21 protein-coding genes are annotated in these 22546 nt (G+C 67.3%); 10 read left to right on the top strand and 11 right to left on the bottom strand.

The genetic code is table 11. From position 1 onward, the window contains the following. Positions 1–79: 79 nt before the first annotated feature. From VSO01S_RS06895 to VSO01S_RS06885, 3 genes are all read right to left on the bottom strand, one after another. Complete coding sequence (locus tag VSO01S_RS06895; RefSeq protein ID WP_068641056.1) at positions 80–1876, bottom strand: acyl-CoA dehydrogenase C-terminal domain-containing protein; 1797 nt, start codon at positions 1874–1876, stop codon at positions 80–82. Between the two features lie 69 nt (positions 1877–1945). Beyond that, the gene (locus VSO01S_RS06890) at positions 1946–2650 is read right to left on the bottom strand and encodes a TetR/AcrR family transcriptional regulator (RefSeq protein WP_068641055.1); all 705 of its coding nucleotides are present in this window, start codon (positions 2648–2650) and stop codon (positions 1946–1948) included. A gap of 129 nt (positions 2651–2779) precedes the next feature. Next, positions 2780–3538 (bottom strand): SDR family oxidoreductase, encoded by a 759-nt coding sequence (locus VSO01S_RS06885; protein WP_068641054.1) that lies wholly within the window; start codon positions 3536–3538, stop codon positions 2780–2782. A 120-nt stretch (positions 3539–3658) separates the two neighbouring features. On the opposite strand from VSO01S_RS06885, the gene VSO01S_RS06880 reads away from it, so the two are divergent. Next, on the top strand, positions 3659–4546 hold the full coding sequence (locus VSO01S_RS06880; RefSeq protein WP_068641053.1) for a LysR family transcriptional regulator: 888 nt from the start codon (positions 3659–3661) through the stop codon (positions 4544–4546). Positions 4547–4554: 8 nt separating this feature from the next. Here the strand turns inward: VSO01S_RS06880 and VSO01S_RS06875 are convergent, their stop codons facing one another. The 3 genes from VSO01S_RS06875 to VSO01S_RS06865 are packed head-to-tail and all read right to left on the bottom strand — an operon-like array spanning position 4555 to position 6925. Next, a complete protein-coding gene (locus VSO01S_RS06875) occupies positions 4555–5403 on the bottom strand; it encodes a fumarylacetoacetate hydrolase family protein (RefSeq protein ID WP_068641052.1) in 849 nt (282 codons plus the stop codon). A gap of 41 nt (positions 5404–5444) precedes the next feature. Beyond that, positions 5445–6194, bottom strand: coding sequence for an SDR family NAD(P)-dependent oxidoreductase (locus VSO01S_RS06870; protein ID WP_068641051.1), 750 nt, complete (start codon positions 6192–6194; stop codon positions 5445–5447). Then, on the bottom strand, positions 6191–6925 hold the full coding sequence (locus VSO01S_RS06865; RefSeq protein ID WP_068641050.1) for an SDR family oxidoreductase: 735 nt from the start codon (positions 6923–6925) through the stop codon (positions 6191–6193). Before VSO01S_RS06865 ends, VSO01S_RS06870 begins: the two co-directional genes overlap by 4 nt. Before the next feature lie 131 nt (positions 6926–7056). Between VSO01S_RS06865 and VSO01S_RS06860 the strand changes: the two genes are divergently transcribed. The 6 genes from VSO01S_RS06860 (at position 7057) to VSO01S_RS06835 (ending at position 13695) form a co-directional block, all read left to right on the top strand. Next, complete coding sequence (locus tag VSO01S_RS06860) at positions 7057–7770, top strand: FadR/GntR family transcriptional regulator (protein WP_068641049.1); 714 nt, start codon at positions 7057–7059, stop codon at positions 7768–7770. A 71-nt stretch (positions 7771–7841) separates the two neighbouring features. Continuing rightward, complete coding sequence (locus VSO01S_RS06855) at positions 7842–8834, top strand: sialic acid TRAP transporter substrate-binding protein SiaP (RefSeq protein ID WP_068641048.1); 993 nt, start codon at positions 7842–7844, stop codon at positions 8832–8834. Positions 8835–8964: 130 nt separating this feature from the next. Continuing rightward, complete coding sequence (locus VSO01S_RS06850) at positions 8965–9522, top strand: TRAP transporter small permease (RefSeq protein ID WP_068641047.1); 558 nt, start codon at positions 8965–8967, stop codon at positions 9520–9522. 35 nt (positions 9523–9557) lie between these two features. Further along, positions 9558–10952, top strand: a complete 1395-nt coding sequence (locus VSO01S_RS06845) for a TRAP transporter large permease (protein WP_068641046.1) — start codon at positions 9558–9560, stop codon at positions 10950–10952. A 16-nt stretch (positions 10953–10968) separates the two neighbouring features. Further along, positions 10969–12495 (top strand): UxaA family hydrolase, encoded by a 1527-nt coding sequence (locus VSO01S_RS06840; RefSeq protein ID WP_068641045.1) that lies wholly within the window; start codon positions 10969–10971, stop codon positions 12493–12495. Positions 12496–12630: 135 nt separating this feature from the next. Continuing rightward, a complete protein-coding gene (locus VSO01S_RS06835; RefSeq protein ID WP_068641044.1) occupies positions 12631–13695 on the top strand; it encodes a malate/lactate/ureidoglycolate dehydrogenase in 1065 nt (354 codons plus the stop codon). A 16-nt stretch (positions 13696–13711) separates the two neighbouring features. Here the strand turns inward: VSO01S_RS06835 and VSO01S_RS06830 are convergent, their stop codons facing one another. Both VSO01S_RS06830 and VSO01S_RS06825 read right to left on the bottom strand, forming a co-directional pair. Next, positions 13712–14701, bottom strand: a complete 990-nt coding sequence (locus VSO01S_RS06830; protein ID WP_068641043.1) for a 4-hydroxythreonine-4-phosphate dehydrogenase PdxA — start codon at positions 14699–14701, stop codon at positions 13712–13714. A gap of 31 nt (positions 14702–14732) precedes the next feature. Next, positions 14733–15725, bottom strand: coding sequence for a Bug family tripartite tricarboxylate transporter substrate binding protein (locus VSO01S_RS06825; protein ID WP_084241726.1), 993 nt, complete (start codon positions 15723–15725; stop codon positions 14733–14735). 105 nt (positions 15726–15830) lie between these two features. Here VSO01S_RS06825 and VSO01S_RS06820 point away from each other — a divergent pair, with 105 nt between their 5' ends. Both VSO01S_RS06820 and VSO01S_RS06815 read left to right on the top strand, forming a co-directional pair. Continuing rightward, positions 15831–16769: a LysR family transcriptional regulator gene (locus tag VSO01S_RS06820; protein WP_174544710.1), complete on the top strand. Its 939-nt coding sequence runs from the start codon at positions 15831–15833 to the stop codon at positions 16767–16769. A 131-nt stretch (positions 16770–16900) separates the two neighbouring features. Beyond that, the gene (locus VSO01S_RS06815) at positions 16901–17353 is read left to right on the top strand and encodes a YjjA family protein (RefSeq protein ID WP_068641042.1); all 453 of its coding nucleotides are present in this window, start codon (positions 16901–16903) and stop codon (positions 17351–17353) included. Position 17354: 1 nt separating this feature from the next. On the opposite strand, the gene katG is transcribed toward VSO01S_RS06815, so the two are convergent. Together katG and slmA are read right to left on the bottom strand one after the other, a co-directional pair. Next, a complete protein-coding gene (katG, locus tag VSO01S_RS06810; protein WP_068641041.1) occupies positions 17355–19601 on the bottom strand; it encodes a catalase/peroxidase HPI in 2247 nt (748 codons plus the stop codon). Positions 19602–19735: 134 nt separating this feature from the next. Then, on the bottom strand, positions 19736–20407 hold the full coding sequence (gene slmA / locus VSO01S_RS06805) for a nucleoid occlusion factor SlmA (RefSeq protein ID WP_084241724.1): 672 nt from the start codon (positions 20405–20407) through the stop codon (positions 19736–19738). A gap of 126 nt (positions 20408–20533) precedes the next feature. Between slmA and galE the strand changes: the two genes are divergently transcribed. Continuing rightward, positions 20534–21553 (top strand): UDP-glucose 4-epimerase GalE, encoded by a 1020-nt coding sequence (galE, locus tag VSO01S_RS06800; protein WP_068641040.1) that lies wholly within the window; start codon positions 20534–20536, stop codon positions 21551–21553. Positions 21554–21619: 66 nt separating this feature from the next. Here galE and argB read toward each other — a convergent pair whose 3' ends face one another. Continuing rightward, complete coding sequence (gene argB, locus VSO01S_RS06795; protein WP_068641039.1) at positions 21620–22513, bottom strand: acetylglutamate kinase; 894 nt, start codon at positions 22511–22513, stop codon at positions 21620–21622. Positions 22514–22546 lie beyond the last annotated feature (33 nt).

Genomic DNA, 22546 nt, shown 5'->3' with positions numbered 1-22546 from the left:
TGGGAGAGGGCAGGGGTGAGGGCGCCGGTGTTGCGCCATGCCCCTCACCCTGCCCTCTCCCCAGCGGGGAGAGGGTTCTTCAGGCCAGGGCGGCTTCGGTGTCCATCAGCGGCTTGGCGCCGGCGCGGGCCGTGAGCATCAGCGTCGCCGTCTCGGGGAAGAGCTTGGCGAAGTAGAAGCGCGCGGTCTGCAGCTTGGCCACGTAGAACGGGTCCTGGTTGCCGGCGGCGATTTCGCGCAGCGCCACCTGGGCCATGCGGGCGAACAGGTAGCCGAACACGAAGTGGCCGGCCACGCGCAGGTAGTCCACCGCGGCGGCGCCCACTTCGTCGGGGTTCTGGAAGCCCTTGAAGCCGATCTCGGTCGTGAACTTGGTCAGCTTGTCGCCCAGCACCGCGATGGGGGTGATGAACTCGCTCATCTTCTCGTTCACGCCCTCTTCCTCCACCAGCTTGCCCACCAGCTTGCCGAACTTCTTGAGCGACGCGCCGTTGTTGGCCAGGATCTTGCGGCCCAGCAGGTCCAGCGACTGCACGGTGTTCGTGCCTTCGTAGATCATGTTGATGCGGTTGTCGCGCACGAACTGCTCCATGCCCCATTCCTTGATGAAGCCGTGGCCGCCGAACACCTGCATGCAGGCATTGGTCGCGATGTGGCCGTTGTCGGTGATGAAGGCCTTCACGATGGGGGTGAGCAGCGCCACCATTTCGTCGCTGTCCTTGCGCACCTTCTCGTCGGGATGGTTGTGCGCCTTGTCCAGCAGCAGCGTGCAGAAGATCTGCAGCGCGCGGCCGCCTTCGGCATACGCCTTGGCCGTCATCAGCATCTTGCGCACGTCGGGGTGCACGATGATCGGGTCGGCTTCCTTGTCCTTGGCCTTCACGCCCGAGAGCGATCGCATCTGGATGCGGTCCTTGGCATAGGCCAGCGCGTTCTGGAAAGCCACTTCGGTCAGGCCCAGCGACTGGTTGCCCACGCCCAGGCGGGCGGCGTTCATCATCACGAACATGGCTTGCAGGCCCTTGTTGGGCTCGCCCACCAGGGTGCCGGTGGCGCCTTCGATCACGATCTGGGCGGTGGCGTTGCCGTGGATGCCCATCTTGTGCTCCAGGCCGGCGCAGAAGATCGGGTTGCGCTCGCCCAGCGAGCCGTCGGCCTTCACGTGGAACTTGGGCACCACGAACAGGCTGATGCCCTTGCTGCCCTTGGGCGCGTCGGGCAGGCGGGCCAGCACCAGGTGGACGATGTTGGCGGCCATGTCGTGCTCGCCGGCCGAGATGAAGATCTTGTTGCCGGTGATCTTGTAGGTGCCGTCGGCCTGCGGCTCGGCCTTGGTGCGCAGCAGGCCCAGGTCGGTGCCGCAGTGCGGCTCGGTCAGGCACATGGTGCCGGTCCATTCGCCGCTGGTGAGCTTGCCCAGGTAGGTCTTCTTCTGCTCGGGCGTGCCGTAGGCATGCAGGGCTTCGTAGGCGCCGTGCGAGAGGCCGGGGTACATGGTCCAGGCCTGGTTGGCGCTGTTGAGCATTTCGTACAGGCACTGGTTGACCACGTAGGGCAGGCCCTGGCCGCCGTATTCGGGGTCGCACGACAGCGCGGGCCAGCCGCCTTCGACGAACTTGGCGTACGCCTCCTTGAAGCCCTTGGGCGCCTTCACCTCGTGCGTGGTCTTGTCGAGCACGCAGCCTTCGGTGTCACCCGAGATGTTCAGCGGGAAGGTGACTTCGGAAGCGAACTTGCCGGCCTCCTCGATCACCGCGTTGATGGTGTCCGCATCGGTGTCAGCGTGGGCCGGCAGGGCCTTGAGCTCCTGCGTGACGTTGAGCACCTCGTGCAGAACGAACTGCATGTCGCGAAGGGGCGGGTTGTAGGCTGGCATGCGAAGGACTCCTGGAAAAGATCAGAGTAGAAATGAGAGGAGAAAGAGGGGCCGTGAGGGGCTGACGGCTCAGGCCGCGGCCTTGGCGCGCGCCGGCCGGCTGGCGGGCGCGGCCTTGGCGGGCCGGGCATCCGCGGTGGGCGCAGCAGGGGCGCTGCTGCGCGCGATGATGTTGGCGAAGCCCGCGTTCGCGCGGTTGAGCGACAAGGGGTTGCGCAGGAAGCGCGCCTCGTAGTGCAGCGCAAGAATGAGGGCATGGATCTCGAAGGCGATCTGCTGCGCGTCGGCATCGGCGCGCAGGTGGCCTTCGTCCTTGGCCTGCTCCACCGCGCGCAGCATGGCGGCCAGCCAGATGTTGACCGACTCGGCCAGCGCGTCGCGCACCGGGCCCGGGCGGTCGTCGAACTCCACCGCGCCGCTGATGTAGATGCAGCCCGAGTCGATCTCGGCCGAGGTGCGCTTCATCCAGTTGCCGAACAGCGCGCGCAGGCGCGGCAATCCGCGCTCGGCGGTCAGGGCCGGATAGAACACCTCTTGCTCGAAGCGGGTGTGGTATTCGCGCACCACGGAAATCTGAAGCTCTTCGCGCGAGCCGAAATGGGCGAACACGCCCGACTTGCTCATTTGCGTGACCTCGGCAATGGCGCCGATGGACAGGCCTTCCAGCCCGATCTGCGCCGCCAGGTTCAGTGCCGCGTCGATGATGACGGCCTTTGTCTGCTGGCCCTTTTGCGGGGCGCGGGAAGCCTTGGCGCGGGCAGAGGTGGTGGGCATGGAGCGGGTTTGCAAATAAAACGAACGGTCGTTCTATTTTGCAGAACTTTGGGGGCGAACGGAAGCCCAAAGACCCGCATATGTCGCGGGTCTTTGGGCGCGTTCCCCTGCCGCCGGACCAGTCGACGATCAGAACTCCTGCGCAACGGGCCGCAGGACCACCTCGTTGATATCCAACTCGGCAGGCTGCTCCACCGCATAGACGACGGCTCGCGCCACCGAATCGGCGGGAATCTGGTTGGCTTCGTAGAAAGCCTGCACGCCGGCGGCGCTTTCGGCGTCGCTGGAGCCGAACTTGAGTTCGGACTCCACCGCACCGGGCGAGACGATGGTCACGCGCACCCCGCTGTTGCCCACCTCCACCCGCAGGCCTTCGGAGATGGCACGCACCGCGTGCTTGGTGGCGCTGTAGACGGTGCCGATGGGCGTGAACACCTTGAGCCCGGCGATGGACGCGATGTTGACGATATGCCCGCTGCCCTGCGCCTTCATGCGCGGCAGCACGGCGGCAATGCCGTAGAGCACGCCCTTGATGTTGACGTCGATGGTGCGGTCCCACTCGTCGACCTTGAGCTTCTCGAGCGGCGACAGGGGCATCACCCCGGCGTTGTTGACCAGCACGTCGATACGGCCGAAAGCCTGCACGGCGGCATCGGCCAGCTTGTCAAGGTCTTCGCGCCTGGAGACATCGGTGGCTACCGCAATCGCCTGGCCGTCGGCCGCGCGAATCTCGGCGACCAGTTTGTCGAGCCGGTCGGTGCGGCGCGCGGCCAGCACCACCTTGGCGCCGCGGGCGGCCAGGTGGCGCGCCGTCGATTCGCCGAGGCCGCTGCTCGCGCCGGTGACGATGGCGACCTTGCCGCGGATGTTGTCTTGAACCTGGGTCATGGTGAACTTCCTTTCGGGTTGCGTGGATGGGATGGCTGCAGTGTGGAAAATCCGCGCATTCCCGTAAATGAAGCTCTTTGGCCTTCAGAATTCCGTAATCAGGAACACTCCAGCCGCCACATGTCCAACCGACTCGATGCCCTGCGTGTCTTTTGCGCCGCTGCCGATGCAGCCAACTTCCGCGATGCCGCCGTCCGGCTTTCGGTGTCGCCGCAGGTCGTCACCCGCGCGGTGCGCGAGCTGGAGGAAGAACTGGGCGAGCCGCTGTTCCACCGCAGCACGCGCGGTGTGCAGCTCACCGACTTCGGGCGCCAACTCAGCGCCCGGGCCCGCGAGGCCGTCGGCGGCGTCGATGCGCTGTTCCACCGGGCGGACCGGCGAGCGCTGTCGCAGCATGCAGGCACGGTCCGCATGACGGCGCCGAACGTGTTCGGCCGCCGGCTCATCCCGCAGGCGCTCGCGCCGGTGATGGTGTCGCATCCAGGGCTGGTGCTGGACCTGCGGCTGTCGGAAGAGCATGCCGACGTGGTCGACCAGCAGATCGATATCGGCGTGCGCGCGGGGCCGGTGCGCGATGCCCGCTTTGTTGCTCGGACCGTGGGAAAGATGGCGCTCCATGTGGTGGGTACGCCGGCGCTGGTCGAGCGCGTGGGCAAGCCCCGCAGCGTGCAGGACCTGGCCGCCCTGCCGCTCACGGCGCTGATGGATCGCAGTTCAGGCCGGCCCTGGCCCTGGTTCTTCGGCAAGGGCCGCCAGTACATGCCGAGCGCGCCGGCCTTCGTCACGGATGACGTCGATGCCGAATGCGCTGCCGTCGTGGCCGGGCTGGGCTTCGGCCAGCTCGTCGGGCCGCTAGCCGAGCCGCTGCTGCGCTCGGGCGAACTGGTGGCGGTACTGGCGGCCGAGGCGCCGGAGCCCTGGCCGATCCATGTCTACCGCTCGCAGCGCTCGCCGGTTCCGGCGCGCGTGCGGCTGGTGTACGACGAGCTGGTGCGCGTGCTGCGCTGAAAAGCCGTTCAGAGCTTGAACGGCACCACGTCCTGGCGCTGCTCGCCCAGGCCCTCGATGCCCAGGGTGATGACGTCGCCCTTCTTCAGGTACACGGGCGGCTTCATGCCCAGGCCCACGCCGGGCGGCGTGCCGGTGGTGATGACGTCGCCGGGCTCCAGCGTCATGAACTGGCTGCAGTAGGCCACCAGCTTGGCCACCGAGAAGATCATGGTCTTGGTGGTGCCGGTCTGCATGCGCTTGCCGTTCACGTCCAGCCACATCGAGAGCTTCTGCACGTTGGGCACCTCGTCGCGCGTGACCAGCCAGGGGCCGATGGGGCCGAAGGTGTCGCAGCCCTTGCCCTTGTCCCAGGTGCCGCCGCGCTCGATCTGGAACTCGCGCTCGCTCACGTCGTTGATGGTGCAGTAGCCGGCCACGTAGTCGAGCGCCTCCTTTTGCGAGACATAGCGCGCACGCTTGCCGATGACCACGCCCAGCTCGACTTCCCAGTCGGTCTTCTTCGAGCCCTTGGGCAGCATCACCGGGTCGTTGGGGCCCTGGATGCACGAGGTGGCCTTCATGAACACGACCGGCTCGGCCGGGATCGGCAGGCCCGATTCGGCCGCATGATCGGCATAGTTCAGGCCGATGGCGATGAACTTGCCCACGTTGGCCACCGGGCAGCCGTAGCGCGGCTTGCCCTTGACCAGGGGCAGCTTGTCGGTCTTGGTCTTGGCGATCTTGGCCAGCACGGCGTCGCCGAGCTGCTCGGGGCCGATGTCCTTGACCACCGCGCTCAGGTCGCGCAGCTGGCCGTTGGCGTCGATGAGGCCGGGCTTTTCCTTGCCGGGGTTGCCGTAGCGCACCAGTTTCATGTCTTGTTCTTTCTTTGTGATGGGGGGGTTGGGTGATTCAGTCAGTAGGTGGAGCGCCCACCGGAGAGGTCGAATGTAGCGCCGGTGGAGAAGGCGCAATCCTCGGTGCACAGCCACGCGACCATGGCGGCGATCTCTTCCACCTGGCCGAAGCGGCCCATGGGAATCTTCGACAGCATGTAGGCGATGTGCTGCTCGGTCATCTGGTCGAAGATGGCCGTCTTCACCGCCGCCGGCGTCACGCAGTTCACGCGGATATTCGTGTCGGCCAGCTCCTTGCCCAGCGACTTGGTCAGGGCGATGACGCCGGCCTTGCTCGCGCTGTAGGCGCTGGCGTTGGGGTTGCCTTCCTTGCCGGCCACCGAGGCGATGTTGACGATGCGGCCCCAGCCTTGGGCGCGCATCTGCGGCACCACTTCGCGGCAGCAGATGAACAGGCCCGTGAGGTTCACATCCATCACCTGCCGCCAGGCGTCGACCGGGTAGTCCCACACCGTGGTGTTGGGCCCGGTGATGCCGGCGCTGTTGACCAGCGCGTCGATGCGCTGGTTGGCATGCGCCAGCGTGGCCGCCACGGCCTTGGCCACCGAGGGTTGCTGCGATACATCCACCGCCAGCGCAAAGGCCTTCTCGCCCAGCGAGGCGGCCGCCTTGGCGGCAGCCTCGCCGTCGCGGTCCCACAGGGTGACGCTGCCGCCCGAGTCGACCAGGCGCTTTGCAATGCCGAAGCCCAGGCCCGTGGCACCGCCGGTGACGACCGCGTGGCGGCCCTGGAAGTCGAGCTGGTTCATATGGTGATGCCGCCGTCGGCCGCATAGGCCTGGCCGGTGACGAACTGCGCCTCGTCGCTGGCCAGGAAGACGATCAGCGGCGCGATTTCTTCGGGCTGCGCCAGCCGGCCCATGGGCTGGCGCGCGATGAAGGCCTTGCGCGCCTCCACCGGGTCGGCATTGGCGTTGATGCGGTCGGCCAGCGAGGGCGTATCCACCGTGCCGGGGCACACCGCATTGCAGCGTACGCCGCGCGTGACGTAGTCGGCCGCCACGCTCTTGGTCAGCCCCAGCACCGCCGCCTTGGTGGTGCCGTACACGCAGCGGTTGGGCAGCCCCTTGATGCTGGAGCACACGCTGGCCATGTTGATGATGCTGCCGCGCCCTTGCGCCAGCATGCCGGGCAGCACCGCCTGGATGGCCCAGAACTGCGCGCGCACGTTCAGGTGGAACGCGAATTCCAGCTGGTCATCGGTGGCCTGGTCGATGGGGCCGTTGTGCACCACGCCCGCGCAGTTGAACAGCACGTCCACCGCCGGCATGCGGGCCACCAGCGCAGCGATGGCAGCCTTGTCGAGCACGTCGAGACGCTCGGCGGTGATGTTGGCCACGCCCTTGTAGCGTTCCAGCAGCGATTCATTGACGTCGGTCGCCCAGACCTGCGCGCCTTCGGCCGCCAGCGCCAGCGCGCTCGCATGGCCGATGCCCTGCCCGGCCGCCGTGACCAGCGCGGTTTTTCCCTTGAGTCTCATGAGCTGCTTTTCTCCTTGATGGGCCATGCGGGTTAGGCCCGATGGGTGAGTACGATGACGCGGCGTATTCTGAATTGGCCTGACCACTTGTCCAATTCAGGACAACCCCTAACCAACTTCATCCTCGCCACGTGCCGCTGCAAACCGTCGAGCCCCAGCGCCTGTACCGCCAGATTGCCGAGCAGCTGCGCGCGCTCATCGCCCGGGGCGAGTTCGCCGTGGGCGCGCGCCTGCCGGCCGAGCGCGACCTGGCCCGCCAGCTGGGCGTGAGCCGGCCGTCGGTGCGCGAAGCGCTGATTGCACTGGAGGTGGAAGGCTGGGTGGAGGTGCGCACCGGCTCGGGCGTGTACGTGCTCGAGCGCCGCCAGCCCGCCGCGGAGCCGCCCCCGAGCGCACAGCCCGAATGGGGCCCGCTGGAGCTGATCCGCGCGCGCCGCATCGTCGAGGGCGAAACCGCCGCCGTCGCCGCCCTGCAGCGCAAGGCCCGCCATGTCGACGCGATGACCCAGGCCATCGAGACCATGCGCGAGCTGGCCGACCGCGGCGTGATGCCGCTGGAAGGCGACCGCGCCTTTCACCTGGCCATCGTCGAAGCCTGCGACAACGTGGTGCTCACCGAAACGGTGCTGGGCTTCTGGGACTCGCGCAAAGGCCCGATCTTCACCCGCCTGGGCGGCTACTTCGAGACCGTCAAGTCCTGGCGCAGCGCCATTGCCGAGCACGAGGCCATTCGCGATGCCATTGCCGCGCGCGATGGCGAGGCCGCGCGCACCGCCATGCACATCCACATGGACAAGTCGCACCAGCGCTTTTCGGCCAGCTGGCGGCGCGCCAAGCCGGGCTAGCCCCCTGCAGGTGGGGCATGCGCCCCAACCGCTTTCGTTCGTTTCAACCCAAGACCATGGAGACAAGAAGCATGAAGAAACGCCTTGCCATCAAGACCCTGGCTGCCTGCGCGCTGGCGGCCACTGCATTGGGCACGCTCGGCACCGCCCAGGCCCAGACCAAGCTCAAGTGGGCGCATGTGTACGAGACCTCGGAGCCCTTCCACAAGTACTCGGTGTGGGCCGGCGAGGAGATCAAGAAGCGCACCAACGGCAAGTACGAAATCCAGGTGTTCCCGGCCTCCAGCCTGGGCAAGGAAGCGGACATCAACCAGGGACTGACGCTGGGCACGGTGGACATCATCCTCTCGGGCGCGAGCTTTGCCGGACGCAGCTACCAGCCGCTGGCCGTGTCCTACTTCCCCTTCATCTTCCGCGACGCGGAGCACCAGCTGAAGTACGCCAAGAGCGACGTGTTCAGGGAACTGGCCAAGGGCTACGACGACAAGACGGGCAACCACATCACCGCGCTGAACTACTATGGCGCGCGCCACGTCACCTCCAGCGCGGCACGCCCCGTGGCCAAGCCCGAGGACATGAAGGGCCTGAAGATCCGCGTGCCCGACGCGCCGGCCTACCTGGCCTTCCCGAAATCGCTGGGCGCCAACGCCACGCCGATCGCCTTTGCCGAGGTGTACCTGGCGCTGCAGAACGGCACGGTGGACGCGCAGGAGAACCCGCTGCCCACCATCGAGGCCAAGAAGTTCTACGAGGTGCAGAAGAACATCTCGCTGACCGGCCACATCGTCGATTCGCTGCTGACCATCGTCTCGGGCCAGCTGTGGGGCAAGCTCTCGGCGGACGAGAAGAAGATCTTCACCGAGGTGATGCAGGAAGCCGCCGAGAAGACCGGCCGCGAGATCATCGCGTCCGAAGCGCGCCTGGTGGACGAGTTCAAGAAGAAGGGCAACAACGTCATCACGGTGGACAAGGGCGCGTTCCGCGAGGCGGTGCTGAAGAACACCAAGCCGACCGACCACGGCTACCGCCAGCAGGACTACGACCGCATCATCGCCATCCAGTAGTCCACCCCCGACTCTCGCTCACTTCGTGTAGCTCGCATCCCCCCTCAAGGGGGCAACACCAGCGGCCTGGCAAAGCCAGTTCCGCGGTGTTCCCCGAACGGGCTTCGCTTTGCTTGCCTAAGAAAAATTCATGGCTGAAGAAAAGATCATCGACGACGAGGGCCACTTCCACGCCAAGGACGAGGAAGTGGACCTGAGCGGCATCATTGCCGAGGGCTGGATCGCCCTCGCCCTCTTCTGGGCCCTGGGCCTGACCGTGTTCTACCAGTTCGTCACCCGCTACGTGATGAACGACTCCGCCGCCTGGACCGAGGAGGTGGCGCGCTACCAGCTCATCGGGGTGGTGTTCATCGGCGCGGCCATCGGCGTGGCGAAGAACAACCAGATCCAGGTGGACTTCTTCTACCGCCACATGCCGCCGGCCCTGGGCCGATGGATGTCGCGCGGGGTCGACGTGCTGCGCATCCTCTTCTTCGTGGCCGCGGTGGTCATGACGGTACAGATGATGGCCCGCATCGGCAACAACTCGCGCATGACCATCATCGATGCACCGATGAACATCGTCTACGGCCTGTGCCTGTTCGGCTTCGCGGCCATGACGTGGCGCTCGGTGCAGGTGGCGCGCGTGCACTGGCGGCGGGGCTACAGCGTGCTGGAGCGCCCCGAGAGCACCCTGGCCGACCACTGACCACCCACGCACGAACGACGCTTCCCCCGACGCACATGCTGAAAATCTTCTTCCTCATCTTCATGATGGGCGGCATCCCGGTCGCCATCGCGATGGCGGGCGCCTCGCTCGCCTACATCCTCATCTCCGGCAACCTGCCTTCCTTCGTGGTAGTCCACCGCATGGTGGGCGGCATCGACAGCTTTCCGCTGCTGGCGGTGCCCTTCTTCATCCTGGCCGGCAACCTGATGAACAACGCCGGCATCACCACGCGCATCTACAACTTCGCGCTGTCGCTGGTGGGCTGGCTCAAGGGGGGGCTGGGCCACGTGAACGTGCTGGGCTCGGTGATCTTCGCCGGCATGAGCGGCACCGCCATCGCCGACGCGGCGGGGCTGGGAACCATCGAGATCAAGGCCATGAAGGAGCATGGTTACTCGGCGGAATTCGCGGTAGGCGTAACGGCGGCGTCCGCCACGCTGGGGCCCATCATTCCGCCCAGCCTGCCCTTCGTGATCTACGGGATGATGGCCAACGTGTCGATCGGTGCGCTGTTCCTCGCGGGCATCCTGCCCGGCGCGATGCTGGCCATCCTGATGATGATCACGGTGGCGTACTTCGCGCACAAGAACGAGTGGGGCTCGGACTTCAAGTTCTCCAGCTCGCGCCTGGCCAAGGCGCTGGCCGAGCTGGCGGTGGTGATCGGCTGGCCACTGCTGCTGTGGGTCGTGGTGGCCAAGCTGGGCGCGCCGGCGCAGCTGTCGGTGTTCGTCGGCCTGGCATTGCTGTTCGTCATCGACAAGATCTTCAGGTTCGAGGCGCTGCTGCCCATCATGACGCCGGTGCTGCTCATCGGCGGCATGACCACGGGCCTGTTCACGCCCACCGAGGGCGCCATTGCCGCCTGCGTGTGGGCCATGATCCTGGGCTTTGCCTGGTACGGCACGCTGAGCTGGAAGATGTTCATCAAGGTGTGCATGGACACCATCGAGACCACCTCCACCGTGCTCTTCATCGTGGCGGCCGCATCGATCTTCGGCTGGATGCTCACGGCCACCGGCGTCACCACCGACATCGCCAACTGGGTGCTGGGCTTTACCAAGAGCGCCTGGGTCTTCCTGCTGCTGGCCAACCTGCTGATGCTGTTCGTGGGCTGCTTCCTGGAGCCCACGGCGGCCATCACGATCCTGGTGCCAATCCTGCTGCCCATCGCCACCCAGCTGGGCGTGGACCCGGTCCACTTCGGCCTGGTGATGGTGCTCAACCTCATGATCGGCCTGCTGCACCCGCCCATGGGCCTGGTGCTGTTCGTGCTGGCCCGCGTGGCCAACCTGAGCTTCGAGCGCACGACCATGGCCATCCTGCCCTGGCTGGTGCCGTTGCTATTGAGCCTGGCGGTCATCACCTACGTGCCTTCGCTGGTACTGTGGCTGCCGAGGATGTTCTTCTGATCGACCTTCACTCACCATGAATCCCTTCATCCGACTCCACCCCGCCGATGACGTGCTCATCGCGCGCAGCCAGCTGGTCGGCGGCACGCAGGTCGAAGGCGTGACCGCGCGCGGCCTGATTCCGCCGGGCCACAAGATCGCGGTGCATGCCATTGCGCAAGGCGCGCCGGTGCGTCGCTACAACCAGATCATCGGCTTTGCCAGCCGCCCCATCGAGGCGGGCGAGCATGTGCACACGCACAACCTCGACATGGGTCCCGACAAGGGCGACTTCGCGCGCGACTACGCCTTCGGCGCCGACGTGAAGCCCGCGCCGGCGCGGCGCGAAGCCACCTTCATGGGCATCCAGCGTGCCGACGGCCGCGTGGCCACGCGCAACTACATCGGCGTGCTGACCAGCGTGAACTGCTCGGCCACCGCGGCGCGCGCCATTGCCGACCACTTTTCGCGCAAGACCAACCCGGCGGCGCTGGCCGCCTACCCCAACGTGGACGGCGTGGTGGCCCTGACGCACGGCACCGGCTGCGGCATGGACACGCAGGGCCTGGGCATGCAGATCCTGGAGCGCACGCTGACAGGCTATGCGACGCACGCCAACTTTGCGGGCGTGCTGGTGGTGGGCCTGGGCTGCGAAGCCAACCAGATCAACGCCTGGCTGGCAACCGGTCATCTGGCGGAGGGCGAGAACTTCCGCACCTTCAACATCCAGGACACCGGCGGCACCCGCAAGACGGTGGAAAAAGGCATCGCCCTCATCAACGAGATGCTGCCGCGCGCCAATGCGGTGAAGCGAGAGCCGTGCAGCGCCAGCCACATCACCATCGGGCTGCAATGCGGCGGCTCGGACGGGTACTCCGGCATCAGCGCCAACCCGGCGCTGGGTGCGGCGGTGGATCTGCTGGTGGCGCACGGCGGCACCGCCATCCTGTCGGAAACACCCGAGATCTATGGCGCCGAGCACCTGCTCACACGCCGCGCCGTGCGCCGAGAGGTGGGCGAAAAGCTCGTGTCGCGCATCAAGTGGTGGGAGCACTACACCGAGATCAACGAAGGCGAGATGAATAACAACCCTTCGCCGGGGAACAAGGCAGGGGGCCTGACCACCATTCTGGAAAAGTCGCTGGGCGCGGTGGCCAAGGGCGGCACCTCCAACCTGGAGGCGGTGTACGAGTACGCCGAGCCGGTCACGGCGCATGGCTTCGTCTACATGGACACGCCCGGCTACGACCCGGTGAGCGCCACGGGCCAGGTGGCCGGCGGGGCCAACATGATCTGCTTCACCACCGGGCGCGGCTCGGCGTACGGCTGCGCGCCCTCCCCGTCGCTCAAGCTGGCCACCAACAGCACGCTGTGGAAGCGGCAGGAAGAGGACATGGACATCAACTGCGGCGAGATCGTGGACGGCACCGCGTCCATCCAGGAGATGGGGCAGCGCATCTTCGAGCTGGTGCTGGCCACGGCCTCCGGTGAACACAGCAAGAGCGAACAGCACGGCTATGGGCAAAACGAATTCGTCCCCTGGCAAGTCGGTGCGGTAATGTGAGCCCCCCGGCTTTTCACTTCGCTTCGCTACGTGTAATTCGCCACCCCCCAAGGGGGAGGCCCCGCCTACGGCCTGGCAAAGCCAGTTCCGTGGCTCGGGTTGGTCCTCTCCTTCCTTATTCAATCGTTGACTGCCATGTCTAGAACGCTCCCCGCAACCCAACTTCGCGCGCAAGTCGCCTCCATCATCGAAGGCACCGGCAGCTCGCCCGCCGAGGCGCGGCAGGTGGCCGAGAACCTGGTGTTGGCCAACCTGAGCGGCCACGATTCGCACGGCATCGGCATGGTGCCGCGCTATGTCGACGCCGCGGCCGAGGGCGGCCTCCAGCCCAATTCGGGCGTGCGGGTCCAGCTCGACACGGGCAACCTGCTCACGCTGGACGGCCAGCGCGGCTATGGGCAGATTGTGGGTGTGCAGGCCATGCAGATGGGCATCGAGCGCGCCAAGGCGCACGGCAGCTGCATCATGACGCTGGGCAACGCACATCACCTGGGCCGCATCGGGCACTTTGCGGAAATGGCTACCGCGCAAGGGCTGGTGTCCATGCACTTCGTCAACGTGCTCTCGCGCCCGGTGGTGGCGCCGTGGGGCGGCGGCGACGGACGCTTCGGCACCAACCCGTGCTGCATCGGCATTCCGCTGGCCGGGGCCGAACCCTTCCTGTTGGACTTTGCGACGAGCCGGGTGGCGCAGGGCAAGATGCGCGTGGCCTACAACAAGGGCGAGACAGTGGCGCCCGGCCACCTCATCGACGAGCACGGCGCGCCCACCGACAACCCGGGCGTGGTGGTGGTGCCGCAATCGAATGGCCTCTTCGGCGCGCTCATGACCTTTGGCGAGCACAAGGGCTACGGCATGGCGGTGGCCTGCGAGCTGCTGGGCGGCGCGCTCACCGGCGGCGGCACCTGGCACCGGCCGGCCGATTCGGCGCGCACGGTGCTCAACGGCATGCTCACCGTGCTGATCGACCCGGCCAAGCTGGGTACCCAGGCCAGCTTCGAGGCCGAAGCCAACGCCTTTGTTGACTGGTTGCGTCAAAGCCCTCCGGGTGCCGGCTTCGATCAGGTGCAGATTGCCGGCGAGCCCGAGCGCAAGGCGCGCGTGGCACGCGAGCGCGATGGCATCTGGGTGGACGATGCCACCTGGGCCGAGATCGTCGCGGCCGGCGCCAAGGTGGGCGTTTCGATTCCCGCCGACTGAGTCGGGTCGTGCGGGCTCAGGCCCGCGCCATGCGCACGCACAGGTCGAAGGCGCGCTGCAGCCCTTCCACGTTGGCCACGCCCTTGCCGGCGATGTCGAAAGCGCTGCCGCTGGCCGACGTGGCCACCGGCACCGGCAACCCGCCGTGCAGGGTCACGCCCTGCTCGAAGCCCATGAGCTTCATCGCGATCTGGCCCTGGTCGTGGTACATCGACACGACGGCATCGAAGTCGCCCCGGCGCGCGCCGATGAATACCGTGTCGGGCGAATAGGGTCCGCGCGCATCGATGCCCTGGCCCTGCAGCGCGCGCACCGCCGGCTCGATGATCTCGATTTCCTCGCGGCCGATGGAGCCGCCGTCGCCCGCATGCGGATTCAGGCCCGACACCGCGATGCGCGGCTTGGCCACGCCGGCACTGCGCAGCGCGTCGTGAATGATGCGCACCGCGTCGTGGATGGCCGGGCCGGTGATGAGCGAGGCCACCTCCTTCAGAGGCACATGCGAGGTCACGCGCGAAGTCCACAGCTGGCCCGTGATGTTGAACTCGCACACGAAGCCGCGCACGTCGAGCTGCTCCTGCATGTGGCGCAGCTCGTCCTCCTGCGTGAGGCCGCCCAGGCGCAGCGAATGCTTGTTGAAGGGCGCGAAGACGATGCCGCCCACCTTCTTGCGGCGCACGGCCTCGCACGCCAGCTGCAGCGCCTCGAAGGCGGCGCGGCCCGAATGCGCATTCGATTCGCCCAGCGTGGGCGCCCGGCCCTGCAGCGTGTCCTGCGCCAGCAGGCTGACGCGGCCCGGCTCGAAGCGCAGCGCGTCGAGGCTGTCGACCCGCAGCGGATCGAGCCGCTGCCCGGCGATGCGCTCGCCGCCTTCCAGGGCGAGCGGGTCGGCAATCAGCAGCAGTTGCGCCGCTTCGCGGTTGGGCGTGCGGGCCAGCAGCTTCACCGCCATTTCGGGACCGATGCCGCTGGCATCGCCCAGCAGCACGGCTATCGTGGGCTTCATCTGTTTCCTTTTCCTTGATCAGTTGTGGCGCTCACTCGGCCCGCATGCCGGTGTCGCGCACCAGCTTGCCGTAGCGCTCGAACTCCGAGCGGTTCATGTCGGCGAAGGGCCCGATGCCCATCACCTTGATCTCGCCGCCCAGGCCCTTGATGCGGTCCTGCACGTCAGGCATGGCCAGGCTCTGCGTGAGCGTGGCAGCCAGTTGCTCGACCGCGGCACGCGGCGTTCCGCCGGTGACGTAGAGGCCATACCAGGTGTCGACGTCGGCCCCGTTCACGCCGGACTGGGCCAGCGTGGGCACGTCCGGCAGCTCGGCGATGCGCCTGGGCGCGGCCACGGCCAGCGCGCGGAACTTGCCGGCGCGGATCTGGCCCATGGCCGAAGAAGTGCTGTCGAACATCATCTCGACCTGCCCGCCGATGATGTCCAGGTGCGCCTGCGAGCTGCCGCGGTACGGCACATGGATCGCCTTGGTGCCGGTGGCGAAGGTGAAGGCCTCGCCCGCCACATGCTGGGTGCTGCCGATGCCCGAGGAGGCATAGCGGAAGCTGCCGGGCTTGGCACGCATGGCCACCAGAAGGTCCTGGACGCTGCGGTACGGGGCGTCCGTCGGCACGATCAGCACGTTGGGCATGACCGCCACCAGGCCGATCGGCTGCAGGTCCTTGAGCGGGTCGTACTTGAGCTTGAGCAAATGCGGCGCCACGGCCTGCCCGGTGTTGGTGGCCAGCAGCAAGGTGCTGCCGTCCGCCGGTGCATGAGCAGCCAGGTCGGCGGCAATGGTGTTGGACGCGCCGGGCCGGTTCTCCACCACCACCGGCTGCCCCAGTGCGGGACTGAACTTGTCGGCCAAGAGGCGCGCCAGGATGTCGGTGCCGCCGCCGGGCGAGGCACCGACCAGGATGCGCAGCGGCTTGTCCGGATAGCGGGCGTCTGCAGCCAGGCCGAGCAGCGGCGTGGGCGCCAGCATGAGGGCGGCGAGGCCGCGCAAGGCCGCGCGACGCGGCGGGCACGCAAGGGTCATGGGGCTTGTCTCCGTCATGGTTCTTTTCCTGTTGCGCTTCCAGCTTAGGGATGTCCGCCATTCCAATCCAATCAAATGTTCTGAAGGATTCATATACGTCTGTATATGAACGAGAACATTCCCGGTTTTGCCTCCTCGCGCCTCTTGCTGCGGCTGCGCACCCGCCAGTGGGTGCTGCTGGCGCTGCTCGACCAGCACCGCAACCTGGGCCGTGCCGCGGCCGCCATGAACATCAGCCAGCCGGCCGCCACCAAGCTGCTGCAGCAGCTGGAAGAAACCTTTGCGGTGCCCCTCTTCACGCGGGTGGCGCGGGGCATGACGCCCACGCCCTATGGCGAGGCGCTGGTGCGCCATGCGCGCTGGGTGCTGACCGATTTCGGCGTGGTGTGCGAAGAGCTGGAGGCACTGCGCTCGGGTCTGAGCGGGTCGCTGCGCATCGGCAGCGTGCCCGGGGCCGTGCCCGAGCTGCTGGCGCCCGCGCTGGTGGACTACCAGCGCCAGCATGAGCGCGTGGCGGTGAGCGTGGTGGTGGACACCAGCGACGTGATGCTGCGCCAGCTGGCGCGCGGTGAGGTCGACCTGATGCTGGGCCGGCTCACCGAAGACCACAGCGCCGAGGACTTCGACAGCGTGCCCCTGCTGGGCGAGGCGCAGGTGGTGGTGGTGCGCAAGGGACATCCGCTGCTGCGGCGCAAGTCGGTCACGCTGCACGAGCTGGTGCGGTGGCCGTGGCTGCTGCAGCCGCCGGGCTCGCCGCAGCGCGGCCGCTTCGAGGCGGCGCTGCGCGAGGCGGGCATCCGCGAGCGGCTGCGCGTGACCGAAACCGCATCGCCCATCGCCATGACGGCGCTGCTGGAGCATTCGGACATGGCGGCCGTCATGCCCGCGTCGCAGGCAGCGCACTACACGCGCCTGGGCCTGCTGCGGGTGCTGCCGGCCGAAGTGCCGATGCGGGTGCCGCCCATCTACCTGATCACGCGCCGGGCGCACAGCCTGTCGCCGGCGGCGGCGGCCTTCGTGGCGCTGCTGCGACCGGGCGGCTGAGCCAGACCACGAACTGTTTCAAATGCCGACCTTGCCGCGCCCGGCGCTGCGCTATGGTCGCCCCATGCCCGTCGCCGCGCGCATGGCGCGAGGGACGATCTTCTTTGTTCGTTTTGAAGGAGGAACAACGCATGAACAGGACAGTCTGCCTGCACATCGCCGCACGCGCATGCATCGCCGCCGCGATCGGCGGCGCCGCGGCCTTTGCACAGGCCCAGAGCCTGGAATCGCTCACAGGCCTGGCCGGCAAGGCGGCCGGCAGCACGGGCAGCGGCGGCAGCAATCTCGGTTCGCTGACCGGCCTTCAGTCGGGCAGCATGAGCAACGCCGCCGGCATCATCGAGTACTGCCTGAAGAACAAGTACCTGAGCGGCTCGGGCGTGTCGCAGGTCAAGGACGGCCTCTTGGGCAAGATGCCCGGCGGGCAGGCCGCTGCCCAGAAGGACAGCGGTTATCTCGACGGCGCCAAAGGCCTGATCACCGGCAGCGACGGCAAGAAGACCGACCTGACCAGCGGGCTGACCGACCCCATCAAGAAGCAAGCCTGCGAGCTTGTCCTCAAACAGGGCCAGTCGTTCCTTTAGCCTAGAACCTTCCGAGGTTCATCACCTTGGTCCAGGCGGCGGCGAAGTCGTTCACCAGCTTCTGCTGCCCGTCGGCGCTGCCGTAGACCTCGGCCAGCGCGCGCAGTTGCGAGTTGGAGCCGAACACCAGGTCGACGCGGGTGGCCGTCCACCGGGGTGCGCCGGTCTTGCGGTCCTTGCCTTCGAACAGGTTGCTGCTGCCTGCGGTCGGCTTCCACTCCGTGCCCATGTCGAGCAGGTTGACGAAGAAGTCGTTCGACAGCGTGTGCTCCTTGTTGGTGAACACGCCATGCTTGGAGCCGCCGGTGTTCGCGCCCAGCACGCGCAGGCCGCCCACCAGCGCCGTCATCTCGGGCGCGGTGAGGGTCAGCAGCTGGGCCTTGTCCACCAGCAGCGCCTCGGCGGGCACCGCGTAGTCGGCCTTCAGGTAGTTGCGGAAACCGTCGGCCTTGGGCTCGAGCACCGCCTGGCCTTCCACGTCGGTCTGGTCCTGCGAGGCATCCGCCCGGCCCGGCGTGAAAGGCAGGCTCAGGCTGGCGCCGGCGTTCTTGGCCGCCTGCTCCACGCCCGCGTTGCCGGCCAGCACGATCAGGTCGGCCATCGACACCTTCTTGCCGCCCGCCTGCCCGCCGTTGAACTCGGCCTGGATGCCTTCCAGCTTCTTGAGCACCTTGCCCAACTGCTCGGGCTGATTGGCCTGCCAGTCCTTCTGCGGCGCCAGGCGCACGCGAGCGCCATCGGCGCCCCCGCGCATGTCGGAGCCGCGGTAGGTGGAGGCCGACGCCCATGCCGTGGAGACCAGCTCGGACACCGTCAGGCCCGAGGACAGCACCTTGTCCTTCAAGGCGGCGGCATCCTTGTCGTCGATCAGCGGATGGGTCACCTTGGGGATCGGGTCCTGCCAGAGCAGCTCTTCGCTCGGCACCTCGGGGCCGAGGTAGCGCGAGATCGGCCCCATGTCCCGGTGCGTCAGCTTGAACCAGGCGCGGGCGAAGGCGTCGGCGAACTGGTCCGGGTTCTCCATGAAGCGGCGCGAGATCTTCTCGTAGGCCGGGTCGAAGCGCAGCGACAGGTCGGTGGTGAGCATGGTCGGCGGCAGCTTCTTGCTGGGGTCGTGCGCATGCGGAATGGTCGGGCCCGCGCCCTTGGCCACCCACTGCTGCGCGCCCGCGGGGCTCTTGGTCAGCTCATACTCGTAGCCGAACAGGTTCCAGAAGAAGTTGTTGCTCCACTTGGTGGGCGTGGTGGTCCAGGTGACTTCGAGGCCGCTGGTGATGGTGTCGGCGCCCTTGCCGGTGCCGAACTTGTTGCGCCAGCCCAGGCCCTGCAGCTCGATCTCGGCCCCTTCGGGCTCCGATTCCACATTGGTCGCCGGCGCGGCGCCGTGGGTCTTGCCGAAGGTGTGGCCGCCGGCGATGAGCGCCACGGTTTCCTCGTCGTTCATGGCCATGCGGCCGAAGGTGTCGCGGATGTCCTTGGCCGCGGCGATCGGGTCGGGGTTGCCGTCCGGGCCTTCCGGGTTGACGTAGATCAGGCCCATCTGCACGGCCGCCAGCGGATTCTCGAGGTTGCGCGAGTGCATCTTGCTGTTGTCGTCGGAAACGAGCACCGCCTCGTCCTTGCCTTTTTCGACGCCCTCGGAGCCCACGGCGTAGCGCGCGTCGCCGCCCAGCCAGGTGGTCTCGCGGCCCCAGTACACATCGTGGTCGGGCTCCCAGGTGTCGGGCCGGCCGCCGCCGAAGCCGAAGGTCTTGAAGCCCATCGATTCGAGTGCGACGTTGCCGGCGAGGATCATCAGGTCGGCCCAGGAGATCTTGCGGCCGTACTTCTGCTTGACCGGCCACAGCAGGCGCCGTGCCTTGTCGAGGCTGACGTTGTCGGGCCAGCTGTTCAAGGGGGCGAAGCGTTGCTGGCCGCGGCCGCCGCCTCCGCGTCCGTCACCGATGCGGTAGGTGCCGGCGCTGTGCCATGCCATGCGGATGAAGAGCGGCCCGTAGTGGCCGAAGTCGGCTGGCCACCAGTCCTGCGAATCGGTCATCAGCGCGTGCAGGTCCTTCTTCAGGCCCGCGAAGTCCAGGGTCTTGAACTCCTCCGCATAGTCGAAGTCCTCGCCCATCGGGTTGGACTTGGCCGAGTGCTGGTGCAACAGGTCCAGCCGCAACTGGTTCGGCCACCAGTCGAGGTTGGTGGTTCCGCGGCCGGTGGTGTGATGGAAGGGGCATTTTCCTTCCGTCTTCTCATTGCTCATGACACGGCTCCTTTCGTGGTTGGAACCGGCCATTTTGTAGGCACGTGCGCGAAATGAGAATGACGTTTGGCTATGCCTTGCATAGCCTAGTGCCGTGGATACCGGGGCCGCCCGCCGAGGCAGGCCCGGCGCGCTCAGAGCATGAGCGCGACCGATGCGTCGAGGTGCTCCGAGGGCAGGCGCTTGAAGCCCGAGCGGGCAAAGCGCTGCAGCCGGCCCACGGCAAAGGCGGTGAGCGCGGAGGCCCGCACCTGGGCATCGACCGTGGGCGTGGCCGAACCGTCGGCCGCCGCCACCTCGCGCAGGCACTGGCGCAAGGTGGCCTCGACCTTGTCGAAGAACTGGTTCATGCGCTGCTGCAGGCGTTCGTTCTCGAACACCAGCGCATCGCCCACCATCACCCGGGTCATGCCGGGGTTCTTCTCGGCGAACTGCAGCAGCATGGCGATGATGCGTGCCGCCTGGCCGGCCCCTACGGCGCGGGCATCGGCGCTCGGATCGGCGGGAGGCTGTTCCAGGATCTGGTTGATGAGGCTGAACACGCTCTGTTCGATGAAGTCGATGAGACCTTCGAACATCTGGGCCTTGCTGGCGAAGTGCCGGTACAGGGCGGCCTCGCTCACTTCGAGGCGCGCGGCCAGCGCGGCCGTGGTGACGCGCTCGGCGCCAGGCTGCTCCAGCATGGCCGCCAGGGCCTGCAGGATCTGCACGCGGCGTTCACCCGGCTTGGGACGCTTGCGGACCACGGGCGGCGGCGCGTCCGCGGCAGCCGGGGTCGAGACGGGGGCGCTAGTCTGATCGTTCATGGGCGACCACAAAATGTAATTAAATGATTCTCGCATGGCGCAGTGAGCACGCGCCTTTCGGGTCAACCCCGTGACAACATTCGCGCAGAATCTTCTTCTTTTTTGGCAAGGGCGCCAGATCGAATCATGACAAATTGCGTTTTGGTGACAGGCGGGGCCGGCTACATCGGGAGCCACACCTGCGTGGCGCTGGCAGCGGCGGGCTTCGAGCCGCTCATTCTGGACAACTACGTGAACAGCAGCCCCAAGGTGCTGGAGCGGCTGGCCCGCATCAGCGGCGGCGCGGCGCCGCGGGCCGTGCAGGGCGACGTGCGCGACCGGGCGCTGCTGGATCGCCTGTTTGCCGAGCATTCGGTGAGTGCGGTCATTCACTTCGCGGGACTCAAGGCGGTCGGCGATTCGGTGGCGGATCCGTTGTCTTATTACGACAACAATGTCAACGGCAGCCTGGTCCTGGCCGCGGCCATGAAGGTCGCCGGGGTGCGCACTTTGATTTTTTCGTCATCGGCCACGGTGTACGGGGAGCCGGACCATTCGCCCATTCCGGAAGACGCCCCCAACCGTCCCGCCAACCCGTATGGACGCTCCAAGCTGATGGTGGAAGAGGCCTACGGCGACCTGTACCGGTCGGAGCCCGGCTGGCGGATTGCCCTGCTGCGCTACTTCAACCCGGTGGGCGCGCACGAGAGCGGCCTGATCGGCGAGCACCCGCAAGGCAAGCCCAACAACCTGATGCCCTTCGTGAGCCAGGTGGCGGTCGGCCAGCGCCCGAGCCTGACGGTGCATGGGGGCGACTACCCCACGCCGGACGGAACCGGCGTGCGCGACTACGTGCATGTGATGGACCTGGCCGAGGGCCATGTGGCGGCCTTGCAGCACGCCCTGGCGCACGAAGGCCTGCTGACCCTGAACCTGGGCACCGGGCGCGGCTCTTCGGTGCTGGAAGTGGTGACGGCCTTCGAGCGCGCCAGCGGCAAGCCCGTCGCGCGGGTGATCGGCCCGCGCCGACCGGGGGACGTGCCGGCGTACTGGGCTGATCCTTCGGCCGCCAAGGCCGTGCTGGGCTGGCAAGCCCGCCGCAGCCTGGATCAGATGTGCGCTGACAGCTGGCGCTGGCAGAACGGCAACCCCAACGGCTACCAGTAGCCCGCCCCGGGGTGACACCAGCGGCCTGGCAAGCCAGTTCCGCGGTGTCCCTGCCCGAGCTTGGTACTACCTCGCGCGGATCATCGTGCCGTAGGCCTGATCGGAGAGGATTTCGAGCAGCATCGCGTGCGGCACGCGGCCGTCGATGATGTGCACCGCATTCACGCCGCTCTTGGCGGCGTCCAGCGCCCCCTCGATCTTGGGCAGCATGCCGCCGGAGATGGTGCCGTCGGCGAACAGGTCATCGATCTCGCGGGCCGACAGGTTGGTCAGCAGCTTGCCGTTCTTGTCCAGCACGCCGGGCGTGTTGGTCAGCAGCATGAGCTTCTCGGCCTTGAGCACCGTGGCCAGCTTGCCGGCCACCACATCGGCGTTGATGTTGTAGCTCTCGTTCTGTTCGCCGAAGCCGATGGGGCTGACCACCGGAATGAACGCGTCGTCCTGCAGCGCCTTGACCACGCCCGGGTCGATGGAAACGATGTCGCCCACCTGGCCCACGTCGTGCTCGATGGACGGGTCGTTGCGGTCGGCCATCTTGAGCTTTTGTGCACGGATGAGCCCGCCGTCGCGGCCCGTGAGGCCCACCGCCTTGCCGCCGGCCTGGTTGATCAGGCCCACGATGTCCTGCTGCACCTCGCCGGCCAGCACCCATTCGACCACTTCCATGGTCTCGGCATCGGTCACCCGCATGCCCTGGATGAAGCTGCCCTTCTTGCCCAGGCGGTTCAGCGCCGCCTCGATCTGCGGGCCGCCGCCGTGCACCACCACCGGGTTCATGCCCACCAGCTTGAGCAGCACCACGTCTTCGGCGAAGTCCGCCTGCAGGGCCGGGTCGGTCATGGCATTGCCGCCGTACTTGATGACGATGGTCTTGCCGTGGAACTTGCGGATGTAGGGCAGCGCCTGCGCCAGGATCTCGGCCTTGTCGCGGGGCGGGATGTGGGAGACGGGGTCGGTCATGGGCTGTAGGTCGGGTTGGGAAGGAGGAAGGTC

This window comes from Variovorax soli NBRC 106424 (assembly GCF_001591385.1).
In the GTDB taxonomy this organism is placed as follows: domain Bacteria; phylum Pseudomonadota; class Gammaproteobacteria; order Burkholderiales; family Burkholderiaceae_C; genus Variovorax; species Variovorax soli.
The sequence above is the reverse complement of the archived record's forward strand: the minus strand, read 5'-3'. Positions and strand labels throughout refer to the sequence as shown.